17 protein-coding genes are annotated in these 15,728 nt (G+C 60.5%); 9 read left to right on the forward strand and 8 right to left on the reverse strand.

Going from position 1 to position 15,728, the window contains the following annotated elements:
• The first annotated feature begins 364 nt into the window (after positions 1–364).
• Both tmaR and G5134_RS15055 read left to right on the forward strand, forming a co-directional pair.
• Entirely contained in the window at positions 365–682 is a 318-nt protein-coding gene (gene tmaR, locus G5134_RS15050; protein ID WP_010635919.1) for a PTS system regulator TmaR, read from the forward strand.
• A 216-nt stretch (positions 683–898) separates the two neighbouring features.
• The gene (locus G5134_RS15055; protein WP_065017287.1) at positions 899–3,982 is read left to right on the forward strand and encodes a transglycosylase domain-containing protein; all 3,084 of its coding nucleotides are present in this window, start codon (positions 899–901) and stop codon (positions 3,980–3,982) included.
• An 85-nt stretch (positions 3,983–4,067) separates the two neighbouring features.
• Here the strand turns inward: G5134_RS15055 and yjgA are convergent, their stop codons facing one another.
• Positions 4,068–4,592, reverse strand: a complete 525-nt coding sequence (gene yjgA / locus G5134_RS15060; RefSeq protein ID WP_010635921.1) for a ribosome biogenesis factor YjgA — start codon at positions 4,590–4,592, stop codon at positions 4,068–4,070.
• A gap of 113 nt (positions 4,593–4,705) precedes the next feature.
• Between yjgA and pmbA the strand changes: the two genes are divergently transcribed.
• A complete protein-coding gene (gene pmbA, locus G5134_RS15065) occupies positions 4,706–6,049 on the forward strand; it encodes a metalloprotease PmbA (RefSeq protein ID WP_065017286.1) in 1,344 nt (447 codons plus the stop codon).
• Positions 6,050–6,137: 88 nt separating this feature from the next.
• Here pmbA and murA read toward each other — a convergent pair whose 3' ends face one another.
• The 7 genes from murA to mlaF are packed head-to-tail and all read right to left on the reverse strand — an operon-like array spanning position 6,138 to position 10,658.
• Positions 6,138–7,394 carry a UDP-N-acetylglucosamine 1-carboxyvinyltransferase gene (murA, locus tag G5134_RS15070; RefSeq protein ID WP_065017285.1) on the reverse strand — a complete coding sequence of 419 codons (1,257 nt, stop codon included), beginning with the start codon at positions 7,392–7,394 and terminating at the stop codon, positions 6,138–6,140.
• Between the two features lie 17 nt (positions 7,395–7,411).
• Positions 7,412–7,669: a BolA family iron metabolism protein IbaG gene (gene ibaG / locus G5134_RS15075; RefSeq protein ID WP_005306001.1), complete on the reverse strand. Its 258-nt coding sequence runs from the start codon at positions 7,667–7,669 to the stop codon at positions 7,412–7,414.
• The gene (locus tag G5134_RS15080) at positions 7,669–7,941 is read right to left on the reverse strand and encodes an STAS domain-containing protein (protein ID WP_005305991.1); all 273 of its coding nucleotides are present in this window, start codon (positions 7,939–7,941) and stop codon (positions 7,669–7,671) included. Before G5134_RS15080 ends, ibaG begins: the two co-directional genes overlap by 1 nt.
• The gene (gene mlaC / locus G5134_RS15085) at positions 7,938–8,570 is read right to left on the reverse strand and encodes a phospholipid-binding protein MlaC (RefSeq protein ID WP_005305988.1); all 633 of its coding nucleotides are present in this window, start codon (positions 8,568–8,570) and stop codon (positions 7,938–7,940) included. Before mlaC ends, G5134_RS15080 begins: the two co-directional genes overlap by 4 nt.
• A gap of 9 nt (positions 8,571–8,579) precedes the next feature.
• Complete coding sequence (mlaD, locus tag G5134_RS15090) at positions 8,580–9,071, reverse strand: outer membrane lipid asymmetry maintenance protein MlaD (RefSeq protein ID WP_005305985.1); 492 nt, start codon at positions 9,069–9,071, stop codon at positions 8,580–8,582.
• Between the two features lie 7 nt (positions 9,072–9,078).
• The gene (gene mlaE / locus G5134_RS15095; protein ID WP_005305981.1) at positions 9,079–9,858 is read right to left on the reverse strand and encodes a lipid asymmetry maintenance ABC transporter permease subunit MlaE; all 780 of its coding nucleotides are present in this window, start codon (positions 9,856–9,858) and stop codon (positions 9,079–9,081) included.
• A complete protein-coding gene (gene mlaF, locus G5134_RS15100) occupies positions 9,858–10,658 on the reverse strand; it encodes a phospholipid ABC transporter ATP-binding protein MlaF (protein WP_005305979.1) in 801 nt (266 codons plus the stop codon). The genes mlaE and mlaF overlap by 1 nt, the downstream gene beginning before the upstream one ends.
• Before the next feature lie 207 nt (positions 10,659–10,865).
• Between mlaF and G5134_RS15105 the strand changes: the two genes are divergently transcribed.
• From G5134_RS15105 to G5134_RS15130, 6 genes are all read left to right on the forward strand, one after another.
• Positions 10,866–11,861 (forward strand): KpsF/GutQ family sugar-phosphate isomerase, encoded by a 996-nt coding sequence (locus G5134_RS15105; protein ID WP_024943091.1) that lies wholly within the window; start codon positions 10,866–10,868, stop codon positions 11,859–11,861.
• On the forward strand, positions 11,861–12,415 hold the full coding sequence (gene kdsC / locus G5134_RS15110; protein ID WP_017766397.1) for a 3-deoxy-manno-octulosonate-8-phosphatase KdsC: 555 nt from the start codon (positions 11,861–11,863) through the stop codon (positions 12,413–12,415). The genes G5134_RS15105 and kdsC overlap by 1 nt, the downstream gene beginning before the upstream one ends.
• On the forward strand, positions 12,412–12,972 hold the full coding sequence (gene lptC, locus G5134_RS15115) for an LPS export ABC transporter periplasmic protein LptC (RefSeq protein ID WP_024943092.1): 561 nt from the start codon (positions 12,412–12,414) through the stop codon (positions 12,970–12,972). The genes kdsC and lptC overlap by 4 nt, the downstream gene beginning before the upstream one ends.
• On the forward strand, positions 12,959–13,486 hold the full coding sequence (gene lptA / locus G5134_RS15120; RefSeq protein WP_010635928.1) for a lipopolysaccharide transport periplasmic protein LptA: 528 nt from the start codon (positions 12,959–12,961) through the stop codon (positions 13,484–13,486). The genes lptC and lptA overlap by 14 nt, the downstream gene beginning before the upstream one ends.
• Positions 13,487–13,489: 3 nt before the next feature.
• Positions 13,490–14,215 (forward strand): LPS export ABC transporter ATP-binding protein, encoded by a 726-nt coding sequence (lptB, locus tag G5134_RS15125; RefSeq protein WP_005305964.1) that lies wholly within the window; start codon positions 13,490–13,492, stop codon positions 14,213–14,215.
• Between the two features lie 65 nt (positions 14,216–14,280).
• Positions 14,281–15,720 carry an RNA polymerase factor sigma-54 gene (locus G5134_RS15130; RefSeq protein ID WP_017784940.1) on the forward strand — a complete coding sequence of 480 codons (1,440 nt, stop codon included), beginning with the start codon at positions 14,281–14,283 and terminating at the stop codon, positions 15,718–15,720.
• The last annotated feature ends 8 nt before the right edge of the window (positions 15,721–15,728 follow it).

A 15,728-nucleotide genomic window follows, 5' to 3' on the forward strand; every position in this document is an offset into this window, starting at 1 on the left:
CAGAAGTGAAACGCTGTAGCGCCGATGGTAGTGTGGCATTCGCCATGCGAGAGTAGGACACTGCCAGGCACCCAATTGAAGAAGCCCGCTCATCTGAGCGGGCTTTTTTATTGCCTGAAATTAAGCTTGATTCGTATTTGACCGCGGTTCTTCGATGCATGAGCCGTGCCTGCCTCACTCCTTATTCTCCACTCGGCTCTCCTCTGCCGAAACCCGGCACCAGAGCTGCAATTAGGGTTGTATCTGCTTCATAACTCGGTAGAGTAAAGGGCATCTTGGGTTGGCCCGTACTCTCTCATGCTCGTTTCTCTGGTACGGATGCAACTTGGCCTGCTTTTATCAACCTTACGTCAGTGGTATCGATATGGAACAAGTAAACAAGTCCACCTTCAGCGATGTACTGGAATATGTGCGTATGTCCCGTCGTCAGAACAAGCTCAAGCGTGAAATCGCAGACAATGAGAAGAAGATCCGTGACAACCAGAAGCGGGTGCTGCTGCTTGACAACCTGAGTGATTACATCAAGCCTGGCATGAGCATCGATGAGGTTCAGGCCATCATCGCCAACATGCGTGCTGACTATGAAGAGCGGGTGGATGATCACATCATCAAAAACGCCGAGCTCTCCAAGGAGCGTAAAGACCTGGGCACCAAGCTCAAGGCGATGAGCTCCAGCAAGTAAGCTCGCTCATTATTCTCCCAAAACACCGGCCCATGGCCGGTGTTTTGCTTTCTGCCATCAGCTCGGATCTCTCGCCGCTCTGCAACAATCGGCTCCCCTTTTCATGATCGCCCTGTTACCATCACTACAAAGCGGTCAATAGATTTCAAGCCATTGACTTGAAACGACTAAGCTTGAGTGAAACACAATAAATTGCGCAACCATGGTGGGGCTGATATGGGCGCATCAGAACAGACGGATTTGAACAAAGTGGCATATCAGGATTCATCTGTCCCAAGCGCGGACGGCAAGTACAAGCGCAAGCATCGACCCTGGTGGCGCTGGTTGTTCTGCTTTCTCTTTTTGCTGTGCCTGGCCGCCGTGATTGCTCTGGTGGGCTATGAGATGCAGACATCGCGCCTGCAGTCGCAGGAGATCTCCCGCTATGCCGCCAAGCTGACCTATCAGGTCGAGCCCGGTCTTAGCAAGCAGATTGCCTTCCCCGAGGATGGCCCCTTCGACAAGCGGCTGGGTTATGTGCTGCTGCCCATGATGCAGGAGCGTCTGCTGCAGCGCGGCTATCAGGTCAGCGAGCAGGTGCATTTCTCCGATGCCTTGTATGACTACGCCAGCCGCGGCTTCTTCGTCCCCTATACCGAGAAGGTCCAGGCCGGTCTGACCCTGCATGATTGCCGGGCGGAACCCTTCTATCAGTTCAAGTATCCGACCCACTATTATCCGGACTTTGCCTCCATCCCGCCGCTGGTGATCCAGTCGCTGCTGTTCATCGAGAACCGCGATCTGCTCAGCAATGAACATCCGCTGGCCAACCCGGCCGTGGACTGGCCCCGTTTTGCCAAGGCCGCCATGTCCCAGGTGGGCAAGGCGCTCGATATGCAGGATCAGTCGGCTGGCGGCAGTACCCTGGCGACCCAGGTCGAGAAGTACCGCCACTCGCCGGATGGCCTGACGCTCTCCCCCACCGAGAAGATCCGCCAAATGGCGTCCGCCAGCGTGCGGGCTTACCGGCTTGGGCCGGAGACCCTGGAGGCGCGCAAGCTGGTTGCCTGGGCTTATCTCAACTCGGTGCCACTCTCGGCGGCCCCCGGTTATGGCGAGGTGCACGGTCTGGGTGATGGCCTCTGGGTCTGGTTCGGTGCCAATGTTGACGAGGTGAACCGGCTGCTGGATCCCGCTCGCAACCAGGATGCCTCGCTGGCGGAGCAGGGGCTGGCGCTGCGTCAGGTAGTCTCGTTGATGATTGCCCATCGCCGCCCCTCCTATTACCTGGCTCAGGGACGAGAGGCTCTGGCCACTCTGACCGACAGCTATCTGCGCCTGTTCGTGCAGGAAGGGATGATCACGCCGCCGCTGATGGAGGCTGCGCTGAAGGCCAAGATCGCCTTCCGTGACTTCCTGCAGTCTCCGGCGGTGACCAAGGTCAACAACAACAAGGGGTTGCAGGTTGCCCGTACCCGTCTCAGCCGTCAGCTCGGGGTGCAGCTCTACGATCTGGACCGGCTCGATCTGACGGCCGACACCAGCCTCAACATGCCGCTGCAAAACGAGGTTTCCCATTACCTGCAACAGTTGGCTGATCCGACGTTTGCCGCTCAGGTCGGCCTGTTTGGTGAGCGCCTGCTCTCGCCGGAGAAGACGGGGGATGTGAAGTACAGCTTCACCCTGTTCGAGAAATCGCCGCAGGGCTTCAAGGTGCGGGTGCAGACCGACAACACGGATCAGCCGTTTGACATCAACGAGGGCAGCAAGCTGGAGTTGGGCTCTACCGCCAAGCTGCGGGTGCTGACCACCTATCTGGAGATCGTCTCCGAGCTGCACGACAGTTATGCCGGCATGTCGGCCGAGAGCCTGCGCAAGATTGAGGTGTCGGATCAGGACAACATCAGCCGCTGGGCCGTCTCTTACCTGATGACTGTCAAGGACAAGAGCCTGCCCCTGATGCTGGAGGCTGCGCTGGATCGCAAGTATTCCGCCAGCCCGAACGAGGGGTTCTTCACCGGTGGCGGCATGCACACCTTCAACAACTTCCGGCGCGAAGACAACGGCCGCATTCCGGCCATTCGCGATGCCCTGCGTGAGTCCATCAACCTGCCGTTCGTACGCTTGATGCGCGATATCGTTCGCTACAGCCTCTACCGGGAGGGCAACCGCGCCCAGCTGCTCAAGGATGACAAGGATCCGCGTCGCACCGAATATCTGGCCAAGTTTGCAGACAAGGAGGGACAGACCTATCTGCTGCGCTTCTGGCGCAAATACCGTGGCAAGACTCCAGAGGAGCAGCTCGACACCTTCCTGGATGGCCTCAAACCCAGCGCTGTGCGCCTTGCCGCCGTGCACCGCTACCTGATGCCGGATGCCTCGCAGGAGACCTTCGCGGCCTTCCTGGCCAAGCGTCTGCCGCGGGAGAAGCTGAGTGAGCGGCGCATCGAACAACTCTACACCAGCTATGGTCCCGGCAAGTATTCGCTGCCGGATCAGGGCTATATCGCCCGGGTACACCCGCTGGAGCTGTGGTTGCTCTCCTATCTCAAGGAGTTTGACAAGGCGACCTTCGCCGATGCCGTTGAGGCGAGCCGGGACGAGCGCCAAGAGGTCTACAGCTGGCTATTCAAGACCCGGCACCGCAGCGCCCGCGACAGCCGGATCCGCACCATGCTGGAGGTCGAGGCCTTCCTCGATATCCATCAGCGCTGGGCCAGACTGGGCTATCCGTTCGATCACCTGGTGCCGTCGCTGGCGACCGCGCTGGGCAGCTCGGGCGACCGTCCTGCCGCGTTGGCCGAGCTGATGGGGATCATCCAGAATGGCGGCATCCGCGCGCCGACCCTGCGTATCGAGCACCTCTCGTTTGCCAAGGGCACGCCGTTCGAGACAGAGTTCACGCCGGCGCAGACCGAGGGGACCCGGGTATTGCCGGTAGAGGTGGCCACCGCCCTGCGCAACGCGTTGTCGAAGGTGGTGGAAGGGGGCACCGCTAGGCGCATCGCCGGTGCCTTTGCCCTGCCGGACGGCACAGTGCTGCAGATGGGGGGCAAGACGGGGACCGGTGACAACAGGATCGAGACGGTGGGCCGCTACGGCAACGTGACCAGTTCGCTGGCCCGCAACCGGACCGCGACCTTCGTCTTCTACATCGGGGATGATCACTTCGGCACCCTGACGGCCTATGTGCCTGGCAGCCAGTCCGACAAGTTCCGCTTCACCTCGGCTCTGCCGGTACAGGTGCTCAAGGGGATGGCGCCGCTGCTGATGCCCTATCTGCAACCGGAAACCCACACCCAGTGCGTAGCGGGTAACTGACCCTTCACGCCATGAAAAACGGGGCCGTATAGGCCCCGTTTCATTTTGTGTTGACCGCTGCCTGTCGGCGAACGTGAGTCATCACTTACAGCAGATCTTCGATCTCGCCGCGCAGATACTGGTACATCTCGCGATAGGCCACCGGCGGCTTGTTCAGCTCCCGCTCCTTGTTGGCGGTGCGGATCAGCTGGCGCAGCTTCTGGCGGTCCAGCTCGTGGAACTGGGACATCAGCTCGTTGAGGGCGCTGTCGCCTTCGTTGATCAGCCGCTCGCGCCACTGTTCCAGCCGGTGCAGGCGGGCGTTGACGGTGGAGTGGCGATTCTTGATGATGGAGAGCGCCTCGACGATGGGCTCCACATCGCGGCTGCGCATCAACCGGCCGATGAACTGCAGGTGGCGGCGGAAAGACTCGTCCTTCTTCGGCTTGAGCTTGCGGCCCAGCTCGACCGCTTCGGCCAGCTCCTCATCCAGCGGGATCTTCTCCAGTTCGCTGTGGCTGAGGGAGACGATCTCTTCCCCCATCTTCTGCAGCGCCTCGGCATCACGCTTGAGCTGGCTCTTGCTGGGGCCCCAGTCTTCCCACTCGTTGTCGTCTTGATATTGACTCATCGGTCTCTTGATTCCTGTCATTCACGTTTGGCGGATATGTTACCAGCTTCTCCCGCTGGGCGCAGGGGTCTGATATGCTTAGCCCCTTTCCTTCCTTCATACAGATGTGAGTTATGGATCAGCAAGACCAAATCCGCCAGGATCAAGCCCATCTCGAGGCCGTGGTTGCCGAGGCCCTGGATATCGCCAAGGGACTGGGCGCCTCGCTGGCCGAAGTCTCCATCAGCAAACAGACCGGGTTGTCGGTCAACACCCGCGGTTGTGAACTGGAAAGCATCGAATTCAACAAGGATGGCGCGCTCGGCATTGCCGTCTATCGCGATGGCTGCAAGGGATCCTCGTCCACCACGGATCTGAGCCCGTCAGCCATTCGTGCCGCCGTGGACGCGGCCATGGAGATTGCTCGCCATACCTCCCCTGACGAGTGTGCCGGTCTGGCGGATGCAGATCTGCTGGCCTGGAACGCCCCGGATCTGCAGCTGTGCCACCCGGTCGCGCTGGATCCCCAATATGGCATCGAGCTGGCCACCGAGTGTGAACGGTTGGCGCTGGGGCGCGATGCCCGTATCAAACACTCCGATGGCGCTGGTTTCTCCAGCCACCTCGGCATCAAGGTCTATGGCAACAGTCACGGCTTCGTCAAAGGCTATGCCGCCTCGCGCAACTCCCTGAGCTGCGTGCTGATCGGCGAGCAGGACGGCGACATGCAGCGCGATTACGGCTACTCCTCCAGCCGTACCCTGGAGGGGCTCTGGAGCCCGCAGCGCATTGCCGATGAGGCGGTGGAGCGCACCGTCTCCCGCCTCGGTGCCCGCAAGATCGCCACCCGCCATGCCCCCGTGCTGTTCCATCCCGATACGGCGGCCGGGCTCTGGGGCCATCTGGTGATGGCCATCAGCGGCGGCAATCTCTATCGCAAGTCGAGCTTCCTGCTGGACAAGCTGGGCAAGCAGATCCTGCCCGAATGGCTCACCATCCAGGAATTCCCCCACCTGCTGGGAGGGCTCGCCAGCACCCCGTTCGATGGGGAAGGGGTGCTCACCCGCGACATGGACATAGTGCGCAATGGCGAGCTGATGAGCTGGCTGCTGACCTCCTACTCCGCCCGCAAGCTGGGGCTGACCAGCACAGGCCACGCCGGCGGCATCCACAACTGGCAGGTCTCCAGCACCGGTCAGGATTTCAATGGCATGCTCAAGGAGATGGGCACCGGCCTGCTGGTGACCGAACTGATGGGGCAGGGGGTCAACATCGTCAATGGTGACTACTCCCGCGGCGCCGCCGGTTTCTGGGTGGAGAACGGCGAGATAGCCTATCCGGTCGAGGAGATCACCATCGCCGGCAACCTGGCCGAGATGTTCAGCCACATAGTGGCGGTGGGCAGCGACGAAGATGAGCGCTCCAGCCTCAAGACGGGCTCTGTGCTGGTCGAGAACATGAAGCTGGCGGGACACTGACCCCGCCATCCCGCCGATCCGCGCTCATGAAAAAGGCCCCTCGCTGTGCGAGGGGCCTTTTTGTATCGGCTTTGCTCAGGGGCGGCAATCAGCCCTTGATGCGCTCGATGCGGCCGCCGAGGCCTTGCAGCTTCTGCTCGATGTCTTCGTAGCCACGGTCGATGTGGTAGATGCGGTCGACTATGGTGGAGCCTTCGGCCACGAAGCCGGCCAGCACCAGACTGGCGGAGGCGCGCAGATCGGTTGCCATCACCTGGGCACCCTTGAGCTGCTCGGTGTCGCGGCAGATGGCCACGTTGCCCTGCAGTTCGATGTCGGCACCCATCCGTACCAGCTCGGGCACGTGCATGAAGCGGTTCTCGAAGATGGTCTCGGTGACCATGCCGGTGCCCTTGGCCACCGCGTTCAGCACGGTGAACTGGGCCTGCATGTCGGTCGGGAAGGCCGGGTAGGGAGCAGTCTTGATGGTGACCGGCTTGAGGGTGCGACCGGTCATGTCGAGGGTAATCCAGTCTTCACCCTTCTCAATCAGGGCGCCAGCCTCTTCCAGCTTGACCAGAACCGCTTCCAGCAGGGTCGGGTCGGTATTGCGGCAGGTGATCTTGCCGCCGGTGACCGCGGCGCCCACCAGGAAGGTACCGGTTTCGATACGGTCAGGCTGGACGCTGTAACTGCCACCGTGCAGACGCTCGACGCCGTCGATGATCAGGGTGTCGGTGCCAGCGCCCTGGATCTTGGCGCCCAGCGCGTTGAGGAAGTTGGCCAGATCGACCACTTCCGGCTCGCGCGCGGCGTTTTCGATCACGGTACGGCCGTCAGCCAGGGTGGCGGCCATCATCAGGTTTTCGGTACCGGTGACGGAGACCATGTCCATCAGGATGTGGGCACCCTTCAGGCGACCGTCGACGCGGGCCTTGATGTAACCCTCCTCGATGACGATCTTCGCGCCCATCAGCTCCAGACCGTGCACGTGCAGGTTGACCGGACGGGCACCGATGGCGCAGCCGCCGGGCAGGGAGACATCAGCCGCGCCAAAACGGGCGGCCAGCGGGCCCAGCGCCAGGATGGAGGCGCGCATGGTTTTCACCAGCTCGTAGGGGGCGACGTGGTTGTTCACGGCGCCGGTCAGTACGGTCACGTTGCCGTTCACCTTGGTGGTGGCGCCCAGCATCTCCAGCAGCTTGATGGTGGTCCCTACGTCTTTCAGACGCGGCACGTTGGAGAGGTGGATCTCCTCGTCACACAGCAGGGTGGCGAACAGGATCGGCAGAGCGGCGTTCTTGGCGCCAGAGATGGTCACTTCGCCGTTGAGAGTACAACGACCATCGATCTTGAATTTGTCCATTTACGTTTGATACCAAATCAGGAGGGCAGTAGAAATTTACGTTCGCGTTTCCACTCGGCATCGGTAAAGGCCTTGATGGAGAGTGCGTGAATGGCGTTGCTGGCGATCTTGTCCATCAGCGGGGCATAGATGGCCTGCTGCTTCTTGACCCGGCTCATGCCGTCAAACATGTCACCGACGGCGATCACTTGGTAGTGACTGCCATCCCCTTTGACATGGACTTCGGACAATGGCAGAGCCTCGAGGAGTATCGCTTCAATTTCAGAGACTTGCATTATGCGTCCTCAGTTGTGAGCGGGGTTGATTGAAACAATCCGGCCACCCCGTAGAGGTTGGCCAGGGTATAGAAATCAGCGGAGGCGCCCACCAGTTGCGGTGTGGCGCCTCGTGCCAGAGCGGCTTTGGCCCATTTGACCAGCAGGGCCAGCCCGGCGGAATCCAGCGTGGTCACGTCGCCGAGCTCGAGCAGATCTTCCTGCCACCAGTCAGCCCGCCGTTGCCACAGCTCAATCACCTGAGCCGCCTGCAGCTCGCCGCTCAGTCTCATGACTTGAGCACCAGCGGCTTGGCATTGTGAGCGCGCAGCTGGGCGATCACCGCATCGATGCCGTTCTGGCGAATGAGGCCACCCAGCTCGTTCTGTTTGGCAGAGAGCAGGCTGATCCCCTCGGCGACCATGTCGAAGGCTTTCCATTCGCCGGTCTTGTTGTTCTTGCGCAGCTTGAACTCGAGGAAGATGTCCGGCTTGCCGGCCTCTTTCACGCTGACGTTGACGGCGGTGATGTTGCTGTCACCGGCGGCCTTGCCCGGCTCGACCTTGACGGTCTGCTTGTCGAAATGGGCCAGGGCGTCGGCGTAGGAGCTCACCATGTACTCGGTGAACACCTCGACGAAGGCGTCACGCTGGGCCGGGGTGGTCTGCTTGATCTGGTTGCCGAGCACCTTGTAGGCGGCGAAGCGGTTGTCCACGTAAGGCAGCAGCTCTTCGCGGATGATCACCCGCAGGTGGTCCGGGTTGCTCTTCACCTGGGCCTGATCGGATTTCAGGCGGGCGAAGGTCTGCTTGGCCGCCTGATCCACCAGGGCGTAGGGGTCGGTGGCGTCGGTGGCTTGCGCGGTCAGGGAAAACAGCATGCTGGTCATCAGGCCCAGCAACAGGGCGATCTTCTTGAACATGGTTACTCCTTACTTGCTGTCTGACTTGGTGTCGGAAGACTGGCTGTAGAGGAACTTGCCAATCAGGTCTTCCAGCACAATGGCGGATTTGGTGTCTTCAATCATGTCGCCATCCTTGAGCATGCTAGTGCCCATCTCCTCATCGGTAAAACCGGGTACCAGGCCGATGTACTGCTCACCCAGCAGGCCTGAGGTCAGGATGGAGAGGGTGCTGGTCTCGGAGAACTCGCCAGCGCTCTTCTGCATCTGCAGGGAGACGACCGGAACCTGGCTCTTGGCGTCCAGGCTGATGTCGCTGACCCGACCGACCACCACGCCGCCCACCTTGACCGGAGAGCGTACTTTCAGGCCGCCGATATTATCGAAATGGGCGCGCAGGGTATAGGTTTCTCCTTCCGGTTTGAAACTCAAACCGGCCACTTGCAGTGCCAATGCCAGAATGGCACCGATGCCGGCCAGCATGAAGGTGCCAACCAGGAATTCTACTTTGCTGAACTTCATCTTTACCTTATCCAAACATGACTGCGGTGAGTATAAAATCCAGGCCGAGCACGGCCAGGGAGGAGTGGACCACGGTACGGGTCGTGGCCTGACTGATCCCGGCCGAGGTCGGCTTGGCATCATAACCGTTAAAGAGCGCAATCCAGGTGACCACCAGAGCAAAGATCAGGCTCTTGATGGCGCCCTGCATGATGTCATCCTGCCAGTCGACGGAGGCCTGCATGGCGGACCAGAAGCCCCCCTCATCGACCCCCAGCCAGTCCACACCGACCAGCTTGCCGCCAAAGATGCCGATCAGGCTGAACATGAAGGCCAGCAGCGGCATGCTGATGACCCCGGCCCAGAAGCGCGGTGCCACCACCCGACGCAGCGGATCCACCGCCATCATCTCGAGGCTCGAAAGCTGCTCGGTGGCCTTCATCAGACCGATCTCGGCGGTGAGGGCGGAGCCCGCACGACCGGCAAACAGCAGGGCGGTCACCACCGGGCCCAGCTCCCGCAGCAGGGAGAGGGAGACCAGCGGGCCCAGGCTCTGCTCGGCGCCAAAGTCCTTCAGGACGTTGTAGCCCTGCAGCGAGAGCACCATGCCGATGAACAGGCCCGACACCAGAATGATGGCGACTGACTGCACCCCGACCACATAGAGCTGCTGTACCAACAGCGGAAAGTGCTTGCGCGGCGCGGGTTTGCCCGCCAACGCGTGAAACAACATGATGGTGGCGCGGCCGATGGCGCTGATGAACCGCACCCCGCTTCGCCCCAGTTTGCTTACCTGGCTTGTCAACATCAGAGATCCTGTAGCAGCTCGCCTGCCGGAAAATGAAACGGAACAGGACCGTCGGGCAGTCCCTTCAGGAACTGCTCGACCTCGGGATTGTGCTCCTCGCGCAGCTGGGCCGGCGTGCCGTGCGCCACAACCTTGCGGTTGGCGATGATATAGGCGTAGTCGGCGATGCTCAGCACCTCCTTCACGTCGTGGGTGACGATGACGGAGGTGATACCGAGGGCATCGTTCATATCCTTGATGAGCTTCACCAGCACCGCCATGGTGATGGGATCCTGGCCGACGAACGGCTCGTCATACATGATGAGGTCCGGATCCAGCGCGATGGAGCGGGCCAGCGCTGCGCGTCTGGCCATACCGCCGGAGAGCTCGGAGGGCATCAGCTTTGCCGCGCCGCGCAGGCCCACCGCCTGCAGCTTCATCATGACGATGGTGTGGATCAGCTCTTCTGGCAGGCCGGAGTGCTCGCGCAGCGGGAAGGCCACGTTGTCGTACACCGTCATGCCTGTAAACAGGGCGCCGCTCTGGAACAGCATGCTCATCCGCTTGCGCACTTCGTACAGGCGCGAGCGGGAGAGGGTGGGGATATCTTCCCCGTCAAACAGGATATGACCGGACTCGGGCTTGAGCTGGCCGCCGATCAACCGCAGCAAGGTGGTCTTGCCGATGCCGCTGGGGCCCATGACCGCAGTGACCTTGCCACGGGGAATGGTCAGGTTTATCCCGTCGTATAACAGCCGATCTCCGTGACTGAAGGTCAGGTCGGAGATGGTGATCAGGTCATCGTTCAAACAATTGTCCATCCGGTGTAAATGAAGAGCGAATTTTATGGGCTAGTCTAGGTCTAAGCAACAGCAAGGAACAACTATTGAACAGTCTGCCCATCCAGACGCGCGACAGTTTTTTGTAACCAATTGTCTCTCTTTTACGCCCAAGAAGTATCCGATTCGCTTATCTCGACAGACTTTTTTATAATCCCGCAGCAAATTTCAGCCCGGAGCTGTGCCTTTATGTCTGTAAAGTCTGAAAAAGTGTCTGAACTGTTCGATTTTCGTCGCAGCGCCCGTACCGTGCTGGACATCGAGAAACAAGCGATTGATGGACTCTACCAGTACCTGAACGATGCCTTCGATCAGGCGTGCGAGATGATACTGCGCTGTAGTGGCAAGATAGTGGTCACCGGCATGGGCAAGTCAGGTCATGTCGGAAGCAAGATAGCTGCGACCCTGGCCAGCACCGGCACTCCCGCCTTCTTCCTCCATCCGGGTGAAGCCAGCCACGGCGATCTGGGGATGATCTCCGGCGGCGATCTCATCATCGCCATCTCCAACTCCGGTGAGAGCGACGAGATCCTGGCCCTGCTGCCGGTACTCAAGCGCCGCGGCATTCCGCTCATCTGCATGACCGGCAACCCGGCCTCCACCATGGCAAAAGAAGCCAACGTGCACCTGTGCATCAAGGTGGAGAAGGAAGCCTGCCCGCTGGGGCTGGCGCCGACCTCCAGTACTACCGCGACCCTGGTGATGGGCGATGCGCTGGCGGTGGCCCTGCTGGAAGCCCGCGGTTTTACCGCCGACGATTTCGCGCTCTCTCACCCGGGCGGGTCGCTCGGCAAGCGCTTGCTGCTGCGAGTCGGCGATCTGATGCACAGCGGCGAGCTGTTGCCCCAGGTGGGGATAGATGCCACCATCAGCCAGGCACTGCTGGAAGTGAGCCGGAAGGGACTCGGTATGACGGCGGTGGTTGATAGCAACGGCGTGCTGGCCGGCCTGTTCACCGATGGCGACCTGCGCCGCATTCTGGATCTGCAGGTGGATATCCATCACACCCCGATCAGCCGCGTCATGACGGTGAACTGTGTTACCGTGGGACCAGAGATGATGGCGGCCGAGGCCGTCAAGCTGATGGAAACCAGAAAGATCAACGGATTACTGGTCGTGGATGGCGACAAGCGCCCGCTGGGGGCCTTCAACATGCACGACTTGCTGAAAGCCGGAGTAATTTGATGCAAAACGTACCGACCCTCTATGGTCCGGTGACGCGCAGCCAGTTTGATCAGGCGGCGCAGATCCGCCTGCTGGTGTGCGATGTGGACGGGGTGCTCTCCAACGGCCTCATCTACATGGGAAATGACGGCGAAGAGCTGAAAACCTTCTGTACCCGCGACGGTGCCGGTATGCGGGCGCTGCTCAATGCCGGGATCGAGATTGCCATCATTACCGGGCGCAACTCCCGCATCGTCAGCGATCGGATGAAGAGCCTGGGGGTGCAGCACCTGGTGCAGGGGGCAGATCAGAAGCTGCCCCACTTCGAGGCGCTGCTGGCCAAGCTGGGACTGGATGCATCGCAAGCAGCCTATATGGGGGATGACACCATCGATCTGCCGGTGATGCAGGCCTGCGGCCTCGGCATTGCCGTGGCCGACGCCCATCCGCTGGTGCTGGCGCGAGCCGACATGGTGACCCGGCTGGCCGGTGGTGTGGGGGCGGTGCGCGAGGTGTGCGATCTCATCCTGCAGGCCCAGGGGCTGGGTGATTATCAGCCTGAGGCCTCGGTATGAGCAGACAGACCCTGTTGTTCGCCCTGCTGTTTCTGGTGGCGCTGGCGGCCTGGCAGCTCGGCGATATCGAGCTGGCGCCGGAGCCGACCACCAAGGTGGAAAATTATCAGCCGGACTTCACCGCCAAGAATCTGGTGACGACCCGCTTCAATGCCGAGGGGCTGCGCACCGAGCGACTCGAGTCCCGCTATGCGGAGTATTACCAGATCCTGGAACAGGCCACCTTCGACAAGCCGGTGGTCTACATGTTCGACAAGCAGGGCGAAGCCGAGTGGAAGGTCAACGCCGAGACCGGGGTGCTCAACACCGATGACAACGTGATCCTGCGGGACAAGGTGCATCTGGACGGTCTGCTGCCGACCTCCTTCATCTCCGCGCTGGATACCCCCTATCTGGAGCTGGATCTGGTGACCCAGAACGTGAGAAGCAATCAGCAGGTCAGCATAGTGGGTAAGGACTTCCAGACCGAGGGCGTTGGCCTGAAGGGTCATCTGGAACGCAAATATTTCGAATTACTGGATCAGGGCCATGCCATCTATTTCAATGAAAAACGCTAATCTGGCCCTCGCGGCCCTGCTGCTGTGCGGCACCGTGAGCGCCAAAGAGTCCGACTTTGCCGAGAAGGTCTATGTGGACGCGGTCAAGCAGGTGGCCGAGCTGCAGGACAACCGCATCACCTTCGAACAGGATGTGACCATCACCCAGGGTTCCATCAAGATCAAGGCCGACAAGGTGGTGGTAATCCGCTCCGGTGAGAAGGGGGCCGAGGTGATGACGGCCTATGGCAAGCCAGCCACCTTCTTCCAGATCCTGGACAACGGTAAGCCGGTCAATGCCCACGGCAACAGCATCCGCTATGAGCTGAAGAACCGGCTGGTAACCATTACCGGCGATGGTCAGCTCAAGCAGGAAGACAGCCAGGTCAATGGCGATCTCATTCGCTACGACATTGTCAAACAGAAGATGGTTGCCGAGAGCAAGACCCCGAACCAGCGGGTCAAGACGGTGTTCCTGCCGGATCAGGTCGAGAGTTTCGACAAGCCGGCCGATCAGAAGAAGCAGGGAAAATAAGCCATGGCAGTGTTGAAAGCAGCCGGCCTGCAGAAGAGCTACAAGCGCCGCATGGTGGTCAGCGATGTGAGCCTGGAAGTGGGCACCGGCCAGATCGTCGGCCTGCTCGGCCCGAACGGCGCCGGCAAGACCACCTCCTTCTACATGATAGTGGGGCTGGTGCAGAGCGATGCCGGTCTCATCACCATCGATGATCAGGACATCAGCCTGCAACCCATGCATATCCGTGCTCGCAACGGCATCGGCTATCTGCCGCAGGAGGCCTCCATCTTCCGGCGCCTGTCGGTGTTCGACAACCTGATGGGGGTCATGCAGACCCGCAAGGGACTGAGCCGCGAGGAGCGGGAGGACAAGGTCCAGCAGCTGCTGGAAGAGTTCAACATCACCCATATCCGCGACAGCCTAGGGCAGAGCCTGTCGGGCGGTGAGCGGCGCCGGGTCGAGATCGCCCGTGCACTGGCGGCAGAGCCGCGTTTTATCCTGCTGGATGAACCTTTTGCCGGGGTAGACCCCATTTCTGTGATAGACATCAAGAAGATCATCCAGCACCTCAAAGATAGAGGCCTGGGCGTCTTGATCACCGACCACAACGTCAGAGAGACTCTGGACGTATGTGAGAAGGCCTATATCGTCAGCCACGGCAAGATGATTGCCGAAGGTGCACCGGCGGAAATACTCGCCGATGAGCAGGTCAAGCGCGTCTATTTGGGCGATCAATTCAGTCTATAGTAAGGGGGCATCTCTTCATTTCCTGTGACGACTGCCTCGCTGACCATAAGGATATCCCGACGTAGATGAAGCCGACATTACAGTTGCGTCTCGGTCAGTCCCTGACCATGACGCCGCAATTACAACAAGCGATTCGTCTGCTCCAGCTCTCCACTCTGGAACTCCAGCAGGAAATTCAGCAAGCGCTCGACAACAACCCCTTGCTGGAGCAAGAGGAAAACGACGTTCAGGAGACCAGCCCGGTCGACCAGGTGGACGTCAGCCAGCTCGATTCCAGCGATGCCATGGCCCAGGACCAGATGCCGGACGAACTGCCGGTGGATACTACCTGGGAAGAGGTCTACTCGGCCGGCACGGCCCAGAGCGCAGGCCCCATCCATGACGGGGAAGACAGCATCTATCAGGGTGAGACTACCGAGAACCTGCAGGACTACCTGTTGTGGCAGATGCGCCTGACCCCGTTCAGTGACGTGGATGCCGCCATCGCCCTCGCCATCATAGATGCCATCGACGAATCCGGTTACCTGACGGTGTCGCTTGAGGATATTCAGGCGGCGGTGAGCAGCGAGGATGTCGAGGTGGAACTCGATGAAGTGGAGGCCGTGCTCAAGCGGGTGCAGCATTTCGATCCGGTCGGCATCGCCGCCCGCTCGGTGCAGGAGTGCCTGCTGATCCAGCTGGGCCAATACTCCCCTGACTTGCCCTGGCTCAACGAGGCCAGGGAGGTGATCCTCGAGCACATGGATCTGCTCGGCAACCGCGATTACCGCACCCTGGCCCGCAAGACCAAGCTGAGAGAAAACGACCTCAAGGAGGTGCTGGATCTCATCCAGCAGCTGGAGCCGCGGCCCGGTAATGGCGTCATCCAGAGCGAATCCCAGTACGTGATCCCGGATGTTTCCGTGGTCAAGAAGGGCAACAAGTGGGTGGTCGAGCTCAACCCGGACTCGGCCCCGCGCATCCGGGTCAATGAGACCTATGCTGCCATGGCCAGACAGGCCCGCACCAGTCAGGATACCCAGTTCATCCGCTCCCACCTGCAGGAAGCCAAGTGGTTCATCAAGAGTCTGGAGAGCCGCAACGACACCCTGCTCAAGGTGGCCAGCTGCATCGTCGAGCAGCAGCAGGGCTTCTTCGAATACGGTGAAGAGGCCATGAAACCCATGGTGCTCAACGACATCGCCGAAGCGGTGGAGATGCACGAGTCGACCATCTCGCGGGTGACCACCCAGAAGTACATGCACACGCCGCGCGGCATCTTCGAACTGAAGTTTTTTTTCTCCAGCCATGTGAACACCGAGGGAGGAGGAGAGTGCTCATCGACCGCAATTCGCGCGCTCATCAAGAAGCTGGTCACGGCGGAGAATCCCGCCAAGCCGCTAAGTGATAGCAAGATCGCGGATTTGCTGGCCGAACAGGGTATTATGGTGGCGAGACGCACGATCGCAAAGTACCGTGAATCCTTGTTGATCCCGCCATCCAATCAGCGCAAACGCCTGGTTTAGGCAAAACA

Source organism: Aeromonas sp. 600276 (genome assembly GCF_049175815.1).
GTDB classification, from domain to species: domain Bacteria; phylum Pseudomonadota; class Gammaproteobacteria; order Enterobacterales; family Aeromonadaceae; genus Aeromonas; species Aeromonas dhakensis.

Bases quoted from the DNA above. Each gene is read 5' to 3' on its own strand.
- G5134_RS15130 (WP_017784940.1), top strand. From the start codon at position 14,281: ATGAAGCCGACATTACAGTTGCGTCTCGGTCAGTCCCTGACCATGACG.
- tmaR (WP_010635919.1), top strand. From the start codon at position 365: ATGGAACAAGTAAACAAGTCCACCTTCAGCGATGTACTGGAATATGTG.
- G5134_RS15080 (WP_005305991.1), bottom strand. From the start codon at position 7,941: ATGAGACTGAGCGGCGAGCTGCAGGCGGCTCAGGTGATTGAGCTGTGG.
- kdsC (WP_017766397.1), top strand. From the start codon at position 11,861: ATGCAAAACGTACCGACCCTCTATGGTCCGGTGACGCGCAGCCAGTTT.
- G5134_RS15055 (WP_065017287.1), top strand. From the start codon at position 899: ATGGGCGCATCAGAACAGACGGATTTGAACAAAGTGGCATATCAGGAT.
- mlaD (WP_005305985.1), bottom strand. From the start codon at position 9,071: ATGAAGTTCAGCAAAGTAGAATTCCTGGTTGGCACCTTCATGCTGGCC.
- G5134_RS15105 (WP_024943091.1), top strand. From the start codon at position 10,866: ATGTCTGTAAAGTCTGAAAAAGTGTCTGAACTGTTCGATTTTCGTCGC.
- yjgA (WP_010635921.1), bottom strand. From the start codon at position 4,592: ATGAGTCAATATCAAGACGACAACGAGTGGGAAGACTGGGGCCCCAGC.
- mlaC (WP_005305988.1), bottom strand. From the start codon at position 8,570: ATGTTCAAGAAGATCGCCCTGTTGCTGGGCCTGATGACCAGCATGCTG.
- mlaE (WP_005305981.1), bottom strand. From the start codon at position 9,858: ATGTTGACAAGCCAGGTAAGCAAACTGGGGCGAAGCGGGGTGCGGTTC.
- mlaF (WP_005305979.1), bottom strand. From the start codon at position 10,658: ATGGACAATTGTTTGAACGATGACCTGATCACCATCTCCGACCTGACC.
- pmbA (WP_065017286.1), top strand. From the start codon at position 4,706: ATGGATCAGCAAGACCAAATCCGCCAGGATCAAGCCCATCTCGAGGCC.
- ibaG (WP_005306001.1), bottom strand. From the start codon at position 7,669: ATGCAAGTCTCTGAAATTGAAGCGATACTCCTCGAGGCTCTGCCATTG.
- lptA (WP_010635928.1), top strand. From the start codon at position 12,959: ATGAAAAACGCTAATCTGGCCCTCGCGGCCCTGCTGCTGTGCGGCACC.
- murA (WP_065017285.1), bottom strand. From the start codon at position 7,394: ATGGACAAATTCAAGATCGATGGTCGTTGTACTCTCAACGGCGAAGTG.
- lptC (WP_024943092.1), top strand. From the start codon at position 12,412: ATGAGCAGACAGACCCTGTTGTTCGCCCTGCTGTTTCTGGTGGCGCTG.
- lptB (WP_005305964.1), top strand. From the start codon at position 13,490: ATGGCAGTGTTGAAAGCAGCCGGCCTGCAGAAGAGCTACAAGCGCCGC.